This window comes from Vibrio sp. GJ43-1, from assembly GCF_055808835.1.
The window spans coordinates 1,253,832-1,268,734 of the sequence record NZ_CM147884.1 but is presented as its reverse complement, the minus strand read 5'-3'; the positions used below and the strand labels follow the sequence as shown (position 1 = coordinate 1,268,734).

Sequence of the window (14,903 nt, the reverse complement as noted above, 5' to 3'; positions counted from 1 at the left end):
CTTCCGTTAATGGCGCTGTCGTTAATGGCGCTTCAACGGTTGGCGCTTTGGCGGCTTGTGGTATATTGGCTTTCTAAGGTTTCATTAACAGGCTCAGAATTAAAGGTTAAATCATCAAGTACCGCCGACTCTGCCTCAAGTTCAGGCTCTACATGCCGCTCGGGGTCACTATGGTGATTTTCACTGGCTGGTAATTCGTCGTTAAGAGCACCCATTGCCAATACGTCAGCCAGAGCATCTTCTTCACTGTATTCCGGTAGGTCGGTGTCATCAACCGCAAAGGCTCGATCTTCACCCACAACCTCATCACGTTCAAATTGATAATCATCTTCTGAATCGGCTAAGGCTTGGGCTTCGCTGTATTCACTGCTTAACGCTGAATCCAAAAATTCATCGTCATTCGTCTCATCACTCAATGCCGATTCGCTATCCTTCAGCGGCGAAGCCATTTCAGGCTCGACGGTAACGTCTGGTTCTACAGCTTCATGGGCAACAGCGCTTGATTCCACTGATGTCGCACTGTCTACATTCCAGTCGTCATCATGTGGGATACCAAACTCGTTTTCTACCAGCGCATTAAACTCTGCTTGCTCTCTCTCAGCGTCAAATTCATCATCAGTGGCATCAACACCACCTTCAATTTGTGGTGAAAAGTCAAACTCGTCATCAATAATAGGTGACGCTATGTCGTTCGCTTGTTCTTTCGCTAATGGCTCTTCATGTGCTAATGGATCTTCATGCGCTAATAGCTCTTCATGCGCTGACGGTTCGGGTGTTGATACCGGAGGACTCGCCGCGACTAACTCGGACTCTGAACGTTCTGTATCGGAAAGCTCAGAATCTACAAATAATGATTCCGAAGATGCCGTCGCTTCTATTGCGTTGTCGAGAGCGGCTTGAAACTCTTCCTCTATCTCGGCAACATCAGCAACATCCTCATTACTTGGCTCTTCTGCGCCTTGGTTTTGCTCAGCCAGTTCCGGCGGCTGAATGCCGTCGACATCACTTGCAACTATCTCATGATTCGACTCGCTAGTAACATCTGCTGCTAGGTCTTGGCGACCATGCTGAGCCAATAAAGCGTCGATATCGTCTAACTCATCGACGTCAGTAGCGTCTTGAACGGCGGGTGATTCGGTTTCATTATCTTTAATTGCTTGCTCTTGCGTCTCTGTCTTCTCATTATCAGCACTAAAGAGATCCGCAAACGCATCTTGTTCTTCTGTGAGTTCAGATTCTTCTTCGAGTTTTGATTCTTCTTCGAGTTTAGAGTGAGTTTCTGGCTCGTCGTCGGTTAACAGTTGACCCGACTCAAATGGGTCCAATGCTAAAGACTCATGGTCATCGTTTTCTGGTGCATCAAAGGCATGCTCAAACATCAGCTCATCAAGCAGGTCTGTACTATTTTCATCAAGGTTAATGTCATCGTCCAAGTCATTCTCGTCCGAATTTCCCTCTTTCGATTGCAGCACTTGAGCTGTACGATTCACTATCAACGATCTCTTCCAGCATCAAATCGGAGTCAGACATGTCCGATAGCTCAAAATCATCTTCAAGCATTTCATCAAGCAAGGCGACATCCTCTGATGACACTTGGCTCTTCTGACTGAGGTTGCGCCTGTAACGATGCGTCACTCGGTGTATCTATCTGCGAGAATTGTGCAAAAAGATCGTCGATGTCATCATTCCCAACCTCGATGCTGTCATCACTATCAGAGGCATCTTGTAACGATGTATCACTTGTCGCTGTCTGCTCAGCAAAGATATCGTCTAGTGCCTCTGCTTCTGATTCATCGAGATCAAACCCACTGGACAGCAGCTCATCCATCTGTTCTTGGTTGATCGCACCACCATCAGAATCTACTGGTTCATCTAATTCCAGTTGTTCATCTAAGCTTGGTTCCTGCATGTTAATTTCAGCAAATAAGTCGTCTAAGTCTTGCTGAGAAACAGGATCCGTTTCATCCTCGTCAGACAAGTTAAGATCGAGGTCATCTAAATCAGATTCTGGCACGGCAACGTCATTGAGCGCCCGCTCCATTTCCTCTAGCCCTAATGCTTTCTCACCGTCTTTAACGCTAATGCCATTATTACTGGCGTCGAGATCAACAAAGCCGATATCTAATTCACCGTCGTCACCGATACTCGCAAAAGGGTCATCCTCATCATCAAGGTTGAAGTCTAAGTCCCCTTCATTAAGATCGGCAAAGATGTCGTTCTCCGCCTCTTTTTCCTGTTTAGAGGTTGCATCATCGATATCGGTATCGGTTTCGAAATCGCCAAACAACTCATCCGAGAACAAATCGTCATCGTCTTGCAGCGAATCTGTGCCTTCCGCCGCCAACGCAGTCGCACCTGCCGCTCCCATAGCAGCAATGCTTGCTGCATCACCTGGTTCATTATTGTCATGAGACGATGCACCATCACTAGTCTTGCTCTTGCGTGTTCTCATGACGAGCATCACAAGTAGCCCAACCAATAACGCGGGGACAATAGCAAGCAACCCAACAATCCAAGGGTTAGATAACCAAGTATCTATGGCTGTCGGTGCTAGGCGCTGCATCTCTTCTTGTTTGCGTTTTTCATCGAGTAATTGACGTTCGACTTCACTACGAATGCGTTCTTCATTACTCACTTCATCTTGTAGCGTGTCCACTTGCTGCTGAACCTCGGACAGCATGAGTCGCAACTGGTGATTACGTTCCTCTAATGAAATAAGCTCGCCTTCTGAACGTGTCAGCTCTTGCTGTAATTTGTTGGTCAGTGATTTCTCCACCGACTCTGCGATGGCTTTTTTATCTATAACCTTGCTATCTACAACCTTATTATCGATAGCATTGCTCGTCAGTTGTGGTGGAACGGGTACTTTTACTTTTGGCTGTTCTACCGATGGTGTCACCTTTGTGGCAGGTTTTGGCACGCTTTTAGGCTCAACCGCCGACTTATTCGCTGATAACCGCTGCTGATGTGCAGCTAATACTGATAGCGCTTCTTGACGATCAACTTGATTGATTTGTGTTGAAGAAGGAACACGTAGCCGATTACCCGGGATCAGTTTATGAATATTTTCGTCTTCAAAAACACCCGGATTCAGTTCGTAAAACGCATAAATAGTTTGTTGTACGGTCGCCCCTGACGGCTTAAATTTTGACGCAATTGACCATAAGGTCTCTGCGCGTTTAGTAGGACCATAATACCGAGAAGGCTCATCTGCTATAGAGGCTACGACAGGGCGTCGAATCTGCTCAGAATACTGAGGTGCATCCAGTAATTCACCATTCGGACCAGAGAGGCGAATAGTGTCAGCGCTAAATGATGATGACGTTGTGGCTCCAACTAGTGCTAAGGCCACTAGTAGACGCTTGATAAAATGATGCATGGAAGGCTCAGCTGTCTGCGATTATAAATACAATACTTATCTCTTTACTATATCGGATATTTGCTCCAAAACTATAGGTTCTATGGGAAAAAACTCGAATCAAGCAAGATAATCGCATCAAGTTCACACGGTTAGATAGCACAAAGGCCTCATAAAGAGGCCTTTGGTTAAAAATGACGCAGTTTTTAGAAGTAATCTCGAATCAGTACTTCTGCAATTTGAACCGCGTTCGTTGCTGCCCCTTTGCGCACGTTGTCCGCGACAACCCACATATTGATACCACTGTGGTGACTAATGTCGTTGCGGATACGTCCAACTAAGACGTGATCTTTACCACCAGCATCGCGAACTTGCGTTGGCATTTCTTGACCGTGGAATACTTCAATCCCATCCGTCTGTTCAAGCAAGCGTGTTACTTCGTCCGCATCAATCGGTGCACGAGTTTCCACACTGACCGACTCTGCGTGACCATAAAAGACAGGTACGCGCACACAGGTCGCGTTAACCATAATGCTTGGATCGTTGAAAATCTTTTGCGTTTCCCACACCATTTTCATTTCTTCTTTGGTGTAACCGTTATCCATAAACTGATCAATTTGTGGGATACAGTTAAACGCGATCTGTTGATCAAAAGCGCTAGTTTCTGCAGGTCGACCATTTAGCAATGATGCCGTTTGTCCAGCTAACTCATCAATACCCGCTTTACCAGCACCTGAAACAGACTGGTAAGTTGAAACGTTAATCCGCTCAATCCCTACTGCGTCGTGAATCGGTTTTAACGCTACTAGCATTTGGATAGTTGAGCAGTTTGGGTTAGCAATAATATTGCGGTTACGGAACTCAGCAATCGCCTCTGGGTTAACTTCTGGCACCACCAAAGGGACGTCAAAGTCGTAACGGAAGTGTGACGAGTTATCGATGACAACCACGCCTTCATCGGCAGCAATCGGCGCATACTTTTCAGACAGTTCGCCACCTAGCAGAAAACAGTGCAATGTGAACTTGAGACCAATCAAAGTCCTCAACGTTTTGTACTCGTACCGTTTTACCGTTCACTCGGTACGTTTTGCCTTCACTACGCTCGCTCGCTAGAAGGTAAACATCGCCCATAGGAAACTCACGCTCTTGAAGTACCTCAACCATAGTTTCACCTACAGCACCAGTAGCTCCGAATACAGCGATATTAAATTGTTGGCTCATTGGTTTACCTCTATTTGAAATCCTAGCTCAGCCAAAGGTGCCAAATTACAATCGGCATGACCTTTGACTCGAACAGCGCCGTATTCGCGTCTGTCCCAATAATGTTTGCGCATACTATCAAAACCATTTTCTGTGCGAATTTCACGACGAAAAACAGCGTCATCCTTACGGACGTCATAGATCACTTGCGTTAAACTGTGCAGTACCGCCTCATCCCACTCTCGATCTAATGTGATCTCAGGGATCGGCGCAACAGGTAATAATGCATCTGGATTGGCACGATTTTCCAATTCCATAAACTCACAGAAGCGATTAAAAATCATCGTCGTTCCACGTGCTTTCCCTTCTAGACCATAGCCTGCAATATGAGGGGTCGCAAACGTTAGCAGAGGAAGCAGTTCAAAATCAACCTTAGGTTCAAATTCAAACACATCAAGTACCGCCGTAAACCCATCATTTTTCTGTAAACGACGTTTCAACGCCTGATTATCGACCACAGGACCACGAGCTGCGTTAATCAATATTTGATCGGCGCGCAAATGCGTTAAACGCTGTTCATTAATCAGGTGATGCGTTGGAAACTCACCATCAGTGGTAATCGGCGTGTGAGTCGTAATCACATCGGCTTGCTCTAACAAAGTATCAAGTTCAGTGAACGTGCGCTTATCCCCTTCTTGTTGCTTTAGAGGATCATTAATCAAAACGTTAACACCAATACCTTCTAAACATTTTTGTAGGTAACTGCCCACCTGACCACAGCCGACGATGCCCACCGTTTTATCAAAGATAGAAAAGCCTTGCTGTTGGCCAATCACCATTAAGCTACTCATCACATACTCAGCAACGCCGACTTTATTGCACCCTGGTGCAGCGGTAAAGAAGATGCCTTTCTCTTTCAGTAATGCTTGGTCAACATGGTCCATGCCCGCCGTCGCTGTTCCAACAAATTTCAAACGATTGGCTTTCGCCAACAAGGTCGCATTTACTTTAGTGATAGAGCGAATCATCAGTGCATCAACATCAACAAGGTCAGTTGCGCTTAGCTCTCGACCCGGCATCGCAACCACCTCACCAAGTTGTTGAAATAGCTCAACCGCATAAGGCATCGCCTCATCTACAATAATCTTCATTACCTAGTTCCTGATGGGTTCTTTAAATATGCCTGAATTGTGCAAGATAAACGGCAAGCTGTCGAGAAAGGTTTAGCACCGATTTATCCTCGTTACTTTTACCGGGTTATCCTCGCTAGCCTGCCATGGCGAGCCCTCTTCATAACCACAACTTCTTGTACGCCAGAAAGAAAAATGCCCGTCCTAAAAAAGGCCGGGCAATAATCCAGAACAAAAGGATTTTGACCCGCTCTCCAGGGATCAAAATTTGCGTCTGCGACTGACGTTCATCAGTCAGCTCTGGAAACTTCTAAATTGTCTCTCGCGACATTGGTTCAATGCCAGTTCAGTAAGTTGCCCTGGCATCGTTTCACGACGCGAGATTAAACGCTTACGCTTGGTATTTTTTAATAACCAATGTCGCGTTTGTGCCACCAAAACCAAAGCTATTTGACATTACGGTGCTCAGCTCTTGCTCGCGAGTTTCTTTCACGATGTCTAAACCTTCAGCCGCTTCGTCAAGCGTATCGACGTTGATGCTTGGCGCAATAAAGCTATGGTGAAGCATTAGCATTGAGTAAATTGCCTCATGAACACCAGCCGCACCCAGTGCGTGGCCTGTCATCGCTTTAGTTGCTGAAATAGCAGGGCTGTTGCCACCAAATACTTCTTGAATAGCACCAAGCTCTTTCACGTCACCGACGGGAGTAGACGTACCGTGAGTGTTAACGTAGTCGATGCTATCAACGTCTTGCATTGCCATCTTCATACAACGCACTGCGCCTTCACCTGATGGTGCTACCATATCGTAGCCATCTGATGTTGCACCGTAACCAACAATCTCACCGTAGATAGTCGCGCCACGCGCCAATGCGTGTTCTAACTCTTCGACAACCACCATGCCGCCGCCGCCAGAGATAACAAAGCCATCACGATTTGCATCATAAGTACGGGATGCTTTCGTTGGATCGTCGTTGTATTTCGTTGACAGTGCACCCATGGCGTCAAACATCATAGTTTGCGTCCAATCAAGCTCTTCACCACCACCAGCAAAAACGATATCTTGCTTGCCTAGTTGAATCAGCTCCATCGCGTGACCGATACAGTGTGCTGATGTCGCACATGCTGAGCTCATTGTGTAGTTAACGCCACGAATCTTGAATGGGGTCGCCAAACAAGCTGAAACCGTTGAAGACATAGTACGAGGAACCATATATGGACCTACGCGCTTAACGCCTTTCTCACGAATGGTATCCACTGCTAGCGTTTGGTTCAGTGCTGACGCACCGCCAGAACCCGCAACAATACCAGTGCGATCATTTGAAACGTGCTCTTCTGACAATCCAGCATCGGCAATTGCCTGCTCCATTGAAAGGTAAGCGTACGCTGCAGCATCACCCATAAAACGCATTTTTTTACGATCAATGTGTTCCGCTGGTTTAATTTTCAGATCGCCCCAAACTTGAGAACGAAGGCCCATTTCTTTAAACTGCTCAGAGGCGTTAATACCAGAACGGCCTGCTTTTAGAGACGCTAAAACTTCTTCAACGTTGTTACCGATGCTCGAAACAATACCCATACCGGTAATTACGACTCGTTTCATGTGACATTCCTATAAATTTCAAAACTGCTAAATAATAACGAAGTTACGGGATAAAAGTGGTCAGCTTTCCCATAAATTCGTACAATTCACATCAATTACTGCAACTGATGCCCCATAACTGTAGTTGTGATAACGACTATACAATGGGTATAACACAAGTTAAGTGTCAATATTATGACTTCTATCACTCACGCTCAACTCGATTGGAACGAAGCGGGAACGCTTATTTCAGACCAATTTGACGACGTTTACTTTTCAAACGTCAATGGTCTTGAAGAAACACGCTACGTTTTTTTAGAGAAAAACCGCCTTCCTCAGCGCTGGCACGAATTACCGAACCGACGTTTTGTCATTGCCGAGACTGGCTTTGGCACTGGGCTAAACTTCCTCGCAGCTTGGCAACAATTTGAGCAATTTCGAGAGCAAAACCCAGATGCAGCGATGCAAGAGCTGCATTTTATTAGCTTTGAAAAGTACCCACTAACAAAGTCCGACCTTGAAAAAGCACATCAAGCGTGGCCTGAACTCGAAAAGTACGCCAAAAAATTGCAAGCGCACTATCCCATAGCTGTGCCTGAATGTCATCGAATAGTATTGGCTAATGGCATGATTACCTTAGACCTCTGGTTCGGTGATATTAAAGATTGCATGCCTTTGGTACCCACACCCGAGCAAGGTGTTGTGGATTGCTGGTTTTTAGACGGGTTCGCACCTAGCAAAAACCCTGAAATGTGGAATCAGACCTTATTCAACAACATGGTCAAGCTTGCCAAACAAGATGCAACATGCGCCACGTTTACTGCAGCCGGATTCGTGCGCCGTGGTCTTATCGACGCGGGTTTCGATATGCAAAAACCAAAGGTTTCGGCACTAAGCGAGAAATGATTGCAGGCCACATTAGTCAAAAGCAGTCTTACAGTAATTTTGATCCGCTTTATCAACGCACTGCACCGAGTTCAATCGGTCGTATTGCCATTATTGGGGGAGGCATTGCCAGTGCAAGCTTAATCACTTCTCTAGCTCGACGTGGTATCCAGTCCACCCTCTTTTGTAAAGATGCTCAAGCCGCGGAAGGGGCATCAGGTAACCGACAGGGCGCGGTTTATCCATTGCTTAATGGCGAGCATAAAGGCGTTTCAAGGGTCTTTGCTCCGTCCTTTTTATACGCACGACAGTTTGCAGAACAAGCGGCAATGGACGTCCACTTTGATCATGACTGGTGTGGCGTGACTCAATTAATGTGGGACGAAAAGTCTGACATTAAACTTAGTAAAATGCTGCATGGCCAATTTCCGGCAGCACTAGTACAAGGGTTGTCCGCTCAAGACACCTCAAATACGATAGGTGTTGACTCACCTTTTGCAAGTGTCAGCTACCCACTTGGTGGTTGGCTGTGCCCCGCTCAGCTTACTCAAGGGCTCATTCGAAAAGCAGAGCAAGAGAATCATCTTACTTGTCACTTTTCGACCGCAGTGACCAATGTTAAACCTGACAAGTAATGGACAATGGCGTATTTCTAGTTCAACCAATAACGCCAACAATAATGAGCAAACATTTGATATTGTTATCATTGCTAATGGGCATGAGTTTACTCAGTTAGCCCAGACCCAACACTTACATTTATCTGCTGTGAAAGGACAAGTCAGTCATATCCCCACAACCAAGCAGCTTTCACAGCTCAAGACAGTATTGTGCTATGACGGTTACCTCACGCCTTGCAACACCAACACCGATACTCACTGCATTGGTGCAAGTTACGATAAAGACAATATCAATAACGAGTTCGACGCCGACGCACAACTCGACAACCAAGAAAAACTCAAGCGCTGTCTGCCTCACACACCGTGGGTAAACGACGTAGACACCTCAACCAATCAAGCGCGACAAGGAGTACGTAGTGTCAGCCGCGACCATTTACCGTTCGTCGGTCAGGTCACTGACTATGAGCAACTCCGCGCTTTGCATGCTGCATCGCCTAGCTCAATACCTGCAGTACCGGAACACCGTAACTTGTTTTGTATGTTGGGCCTGGGCTCGCGTGGTTTAAGCTCTGCACCACTCATTGCAGAAACGTTAGTTTCACAGATTTGTGGTGACCCACTCCCACTCCCAGTAGACTTACTTTCTGGTATTCATCCTAGCCGAACATGGATCAGAAGAATCAAGAAGTCACGCCCGCTATTTGGTTAATCAATCAAGTACGGGCCGATAAATCGTCGTTAAAGTAGAGTCTTATGTTCGTTATCACTAACATGAGACTCGCTATTTTCTGTCTATTTCGCCTCCCCCACCACTTTTCCTTATATCAATGTCCCACCTCCCCCCATATATAAGACTTCACCTTATCGTTTAACGCCTCTTAATCATGACAAGACTCGTGCTTGAGTATAAACGCTCTTAGAAAAGAGACGACGTGTTAGAACTGAGACGAAGGCCTATACCCATCGTTCACAGTCGACAGGCACTAGAACGCTTCCCATACTGCTTAAAAGCACAGGGAGAGCAGGATGAAATGGACACAACGACTCACATCACTCACCTTCTTATGGTGCCTGTTTTTTAATTCAGGGTTATTAGCAAGTACAGACTCAGCGCCACGAGTGGTGTTTGTCAATCCGGGTCACGCCGATGAAAGCTTTTGGCGGGACGTGGATGACTATGCAAAAGCAGCAGCAAAAGCACTCACCATTGACTTGGAGATCATTCACGGGGAGCGTGATGCTGACTTAACCCACCAGCGACTATCCGAAAGAATCGCAACGGGTAACACCCCAGATTATGTCATTCTCGTCAACGAAGCTCGAACAGGACCAGCGTTACTTCGAACACTGAGTAATAGCTCATCGCATGTCCTGTTTACGCTAAACAACCTCACTCCCGATGAATTAGTAGCCATACAACAAGACGCTAAATGGCAGCAACGATTACTGCCTGGTGTTTTCCCGAACAACTTCCGTATTGGGTACCTCACTGCTCAGGCGCTATATAGAAAAGGAGGTCAACGCTCGGGAGACGCACTATTACTCTCAGGAGACACCCATACTCCTGCTTCAATACAGCGCAAAGCTGGCGCGCTTGCCTTTATTGAACAAGTAGGGGGATTAGACGGTGTCTGTCATGGCTATGGTGAATGGCAAGAAAGCCGTGCTTTTAACGAAACGAATTGGATCCTTTCCCTTTACCCGAATGTTCGTTACATCTGGACCGCAAATGATCATATGGCTTATGGCGCTCAACGCGCGCTCAAAAAAAACGATAAAGTCATAGGAGAAGACGCATTTATCAGCACTATCAACACGTCAACTCGAGTACTTAATGAACTGGATCAAGGCAATGTCACGGTTCTTGGTGGCGGTCACTTTACCGCAGTTGGTCTAGCCTTGGTAAAAATACACCAGCACCGAACAGGGAAGCTCTGGCCACAGCGCACTAAGTTTACGCTTTTCCACTTGATTGAGCCGGACACGACTTTATTCCACGTTTTAGTAGACAAGCAATGGAATAACATTGATTTTCGTGCCATCGATCTAAGCAGCAATCCCATCGACCCTTATCTGCAACGAAAAGAAGAATAGAACGCTACATTATATAAGATAATTCAATCATGGCGCACAATGGTAAATTCGATTTCTATTTACTGTCATTATCGTCACCATAAGTTTTTGCATTCCCCTGACATTGCAGGTCAGTGTAAACTCCACACTAGCTAGCTTTATTTTTCACCCATGACATTTGGTTCTTTATGAAAGTTGCTTTTTTGTTCATCAGTCTACTGTTTGCATCACTACAACCTAGTTTTGCATCAACCGATACCGTACCCGTTGGAATTCGACCATGTTGCGCCTTTGGAACGGGCTTAAAAGCAGAGCTAGGAAGCGTCCCTGTGCCCTTCTTCTCTATCAATAATGTCTTGAACCCGGAAGATATTCAGGCGCACGTCTTTAACGACGGCTCTTCCAACGTTGTCAGTAGCCTATTTGGCACATCTGAAGAAACCAATGGTCTGATTTTTACCAATAAAGGCGGATTCATCGATACCGCGCATGTTCGCGACACGGCTGATTTTGCTTTTTATCTCTATCGCGCTATCAAAAACCGCAAGGAGGACACGCTGTCGATTAAACTTACGCCTGAGTTGCGTGAGCGCCGTATTGAAATGACGGATCTCAATGCGTTAAATGCTGCCGAGCATGAAGATGCAAAATTGGCCGCGCTGCTTGCATTTCGATTAGCGCAATGGCACGAAGTCGCCCAATGGTATGGCCTAGTCTCTGTCGGTGGCTTTAAAGAATACGCATCGGCATTTTCCCCCGAAGATCTTTATTCCAATATGTTGGGGGCGCGTATTGCCCTAGAAATTATCGAGGTGAACCCTGCGATTACTCAAAAGAACTTCGTCTTATTGTTCCCACAGTATTTCCGCAAATATCTCAAAGCGTTAGATGCACAAGACGAAGATACAACCATCGCGCAACTCAAGGCATTGGATGGCATATGGTGGGACAGCAACAACCGCCTACCTAACAAGTGGGTCGTAACAACTCGCGACTACCACTTTAGCCTAGCTTTAACGCCCAATGGCATAGAAAACGGCACACCATTAGCACTCAATGACTTTGCAGAGCTTGAGAAATACGCCGAATTTCAATTAGTAAAAGCTGACAATATCAAATCGTTTGATATACTCCCCGTCGCTTTGAAGTCAAAGGAAATATGGACAGCTAACGATTTCCAATCGCTTGCTGATATTGCGAAAGCCGAAGACGATAAGCATTCAAATAACCGCAATGACGCATTATCAATGAAGTTGAACAAAAGCCATGACTGAGATGCAAAAAAATACAGGTATCAAACGTATACTCCTCGCCGCTAAATACTCTTGGTTTGGTTTAATCGCCGCTTGGAAGCACGAAGCAGCATTTAGACAAGAAATCATTGGTCTCGTGATTGCGGTCGCCGTCGCTTTATTACTGGATATTTCACTGATAGAAAAAGCGGCATTAATTGGCAGTGTGTTGTTTGTCATCACCGTTGAGCTGATGAACTCAGCCGTTGAAGCCGTTGTCGATAGAATCGGTCTAGAGCGTCACGAACTATCAGGGCGTGCCAAAGATCTAGGCTCTGCGGCAGTATTTGTTGCAATCGGGTTAGCATTACTCGTCTGGGCAAGCATCCTTTGGACTTACTTTATCTAATACATTCAAACCATTATCTAATACGTTCAAAACAATAATTAGTGAGTTCAAATTAATCGTTAGTATGTTCAAATTAATAGTTCGTAAGTTCAAGCTCAACGTTAATCACTCTTAACTTACGCAAGTAAGCCCAAACTGGTGCTAATAAGACTTGACCTTCCCCATAGGTCAAGCCTTAGTGTTATCTAAACACGATACCACTAAGGTCAATTCATGGGATGTTGCAATCGTCCGCCCAACGGCGGCACAAACCAACTCGGTAAACTGTTCAAGCTTATCGCCATTTTATTCGCGATCATTTTCACTCTTGCCCTACTCTTTCCAAGTTAATCGGTTTTCTGATTTAATTGATAAGTCTATAATATATAAGCATGTTCTCTTAATATGTTGGAATGTAGACCTGCTATCCACTCATTAATGAAAATGCCACTCATTGCATAATATTAATTAGATTTGTCTTCCAGCGATTTAACACTGGCGCTTTGTTACATTTTATTTACATTCATATTGAATAATCATTATTCGTTATGCACCACATCGGTGAATGCATAACCCATATGGAATATTCAACATGGAGTAACAGATGCAACAACATAATAAAATGCTATTGGCTGGAATAGTCAGTACAACAATGCTCAGTGGCTGTTGGTGGGAAAACCCGAAAAACGTTGCCAAATACGTCAGCGAGAAGATTGAACGTGAAGAAGTGGTTGAGCACCTTGTCACGCTAGAAGGGCTGGCTTCTACCACCTCTGATGGCGCGTCAACCACGCGCGCAGCGGGTTCGAAAGGCTATCAAAACTCGTTGGAGTATATCGTTGAAGTCATGCAAAACAGTGGCTATGACGTCACTACCCAATCCTTTGACTTCCGGGCATGGGAAGAACTAACGGGCACTCAGCTTGTCGTTGATACACAGCCTCTCATTGGGGTTCGTGACGTTCAATCAGGGCAAGAGCCCGATTTTGCCACCATGTCTTACTCTGGGTCGTCTAGCGGATTACTGACGAGTAACCTTGCCTTTGTGACACCAGACTTCCGCTTCGACGCCAGCGACTACGACAGCACAGACGGCTGTGAAGCATCCGATTTCACTGGCAAATCCATTGCTGGCAAAATTGCCGTCATACAACGCGGTGGCTGCTCGTTTGATGCTAAAGTCGTTAACGCTCAAAATGCCGGAGCCATTGCGGCCATTGTATTCAACCAAGGTAATGATGAAGGTCGTAAAAGTGTGGTTAACGGCACATTGGGAAGCGACAGTTTAGCGACTATCCCAGCTTTTGGTGCGCGCTATGATCTTGGTAAATCCTGGTATGATTTATCACAAGCCAATGCGGTCAGTGCATCGCTGTCTGTCAGCGTTCAAGATGAGGTTGTTGTCACTGAGAATATTATTGCCGACTCCAAAGGTGGGGATGAATCACAGGTTGTCATGATTGGCGCTCATCTAGATTCAGTGCCTGAGGGACCGGGAATCAACGACAATGGCTCGGGTACTGCAGGTCTACTGGAATATGCTGTCACATTGGCTGATTTAGGCATACCCGTTAAAAATAAAGTTAGATTCGCTTGGTGGGCAGCAGAAGAAGCCGGGCTGGTGGGCTCTGAATATTACACCAGCACACTTTTCTCTCAACTGTATACGCAAGCACAAAACGAAATACTGGCAGAGCTCGGGCTTAGCGACCCATCAGCGCTCACCGCTGACCAAGTCGACTTGGTTGAGGCTCGTTATAATGCGATTAATGATATTAAGCTCTACCTCAATTTCGATATGATTGGCTCGCCTAACTACGTACTTGGTGTGATGGATGGTGATCTATCCGATACCAAAGACAGCCCAGACAATGCTTACACTGGCAGTTTTGAACCACCTTATGGCACCTCTGATATTGAGCTAAATTTCAACGAATTCTTTGGCTCAAAAACGCTGGCAACGGTACCACAAGCCCTCTCCAAGCGTTCCGATTATGCAGGTTTTGCTGATTGGGGCGTGGCATTTGGTGGGCTATTTACTGGCGCTGAGAAAGTAAAATCGGCGGAAGAAGTTGAGCAGTTTGGTGGCGATATTGGCGTCGCTTATGATGTCTGTTACCACCAAGCGTGTGATGACCTCAATAACATCAGCCAAGAAGCGCTGTATGTCAATACTCAAGCACTTGCCTACGTGACAACGTATTACGCCATGAGTCCGAGTTTATTCCCAGAAAAACCGCAAGCTGCACCACAGGTAGCAAGCTTTGGGTTGCGCGAAAACGCGTCGCAATCACTACGCATAGGCGAAAGACTTAAAGCCGCGGATAGCGTTTCTGATCATGACCACTTCCACGGTGATTTTGATCAAGATAAACACTAACTCACGTCGTAGCCATGCTTTTCCTCTAGTACCGAGCGTGCTAGAGGGAAAGCTTCAT

The 14,903-nt window shown here is 45.9% G+C and carries 9 protein-coding genes and 2 pseudogenes; 5 read left to right on the top strand and 6 right to left on the bottom strand.

Annotated features, from left to right (window positions below):
- Positions 1–32: 32 nt before the first annotated feature.
- The 6 genes and pseudogenes from AC0L66_RS06135 to fabB form a co-directional block, all read right to left on the bottom strand.
- Complete coding sequence (locus tag AC0L66_RS06135) at positions 33–1,433, bottom strand: hypothetical protein (RefSeq protein ID WP_473568759.1); 1,401 nt, start codon at positions 1,431–1,433, stop codon at positions 33–35.
- Between the two features lies 1 nt (position 1,434).
- On the bottom strand, positions 1,435–1,593 hold the full coding sequence (locus AC0L66_RS06130; RefSeq protein WP_473568757.1) for a hypothetical protein: 159 nt from the start codon (positions 1,591–1,593) through the stop codon (positions 1,435–1,437).
- The gene (locus tag AC0L66_RS06125) at positions 1,565–3,379 is read right to left on the bottom strand and encodes a FimV/HubP family polar landmark protein (protein ID WP_473568754.1); all 1,815 of its coding nucleotides are present in this window, start codon (positions 3,377–3,379) and stop codon (positions 1,565–1,567) included. The genes AC0L66_RS06130 and AC0L66_RS06125 overlap by 29 nt, the downstream gene beginning before the upstream one ends.
- Before the next feature lie 185 nt (positions 3,380–3,564).
- A pseudogene (locus AC0L66_RS06120) lies at positions 3,565–4,579 on the bottom strand (aspartate-semialdehyde dehydrogenase).
- Positions 4,576–5,709, bottom strand: coding sequence for a 4-phosphoerythronate dehydrogenase (locus AC0L66_RS06115; protein ID WP_265673333.1), 1,134 nt, complete (start codon positions 5,707–5,709; stop codon positions 4,576–4,578). Before AC0L66_RS06115 ends, AC0L66_RS06120 begins: the two are co-directional and overlap by 4 nt.
- 370 nt (positions 5,710–6,079) lie before the next feature.
- A complete protein-coding gene (fabB, locus tag AC0L66_RS06110; RefSeq protein WP_265673332.1) occupies positions 6,080–7,291 on the bottom strand; it encodes a beta-ketoacyl-ACP synthase I in 1,212 nt (403 codons plus the stop codon).
- A 174-nt stretch (positions 7,292–7,465) separates the two neighbouring features.
- Between fabB and mnmC the strand changes: the two are divergent.
- The 5 genes and pseudogenes from mnmC to AC0L66_RS06085 all read left to right on the top strand — a co-directional run bounded on the left by mnmC (position 7,466) and on the right by AC0L66_RS06085 (position 14,845).
- A pseudogene (mnmC, locus tag AC0L66_RS06105) lies at positions 7,466–9,481 on the top strand (bifunctional tRNA (5-methylaminomethyl-2-thiouridine)(34)-methyltransferase MnmC2/FAD-dependent 5-carboxymethylaminomethyl-2-thiouridine(34) oxidoreductase MnmC1).
- A gap of 317 nt (positions 9,482–9,798) precedes the next feature.
- A complete protein-coding gene (locus AC0L66_RS06100; protein ID WP_473568752.1) occupies positions 9,799–10,866 on the top strand; it encodes an ABC transporter substrate-binding protein in 1,068 nt (355 codons plus the stop codon).
- Between the two features lie 167 nt (positions 10,867–11,033).
- Entirely contained in the window at positions 11,034–12,119 is a 1,086-nt protein-coding gene (locus AC0L66_RS06095; protein WP_265673329.1) for a DUF4056 domain-containing protein, read from the top strand.
- The gene (locus AC0L66_RS06090; RefSeq protein ID WP_279348196.1) at positions 12,112–12,486 is read left to right on the top strand and encodes a diacylglycerol kinase; all 375 of its coding nucleotides are present in this window, start codon (positions 12,112–12,114) and stop codon (positions 12,484–12,486) included. Before AC0L66_RS06095 ends, AC0L66_RS06090 begins: the two co-directional genes overlap by 8 nt.
- A 583-nt stretch (positions 12,487–13,069) precedes the next feature.
- Positions 13,070–14,845: a M28 family metallopeptidase gene (locus AC0L66_RS06085; RefSeq protein WP_473568751.1), complete on the top strand. Its 1,776-nt coding sequence runs from the start codon at positions 13,070–13,072 to the stop codon at positions 14,843–14,845.
- Positions 14,846–14,903: the final 58 nt, after the last annotated feature.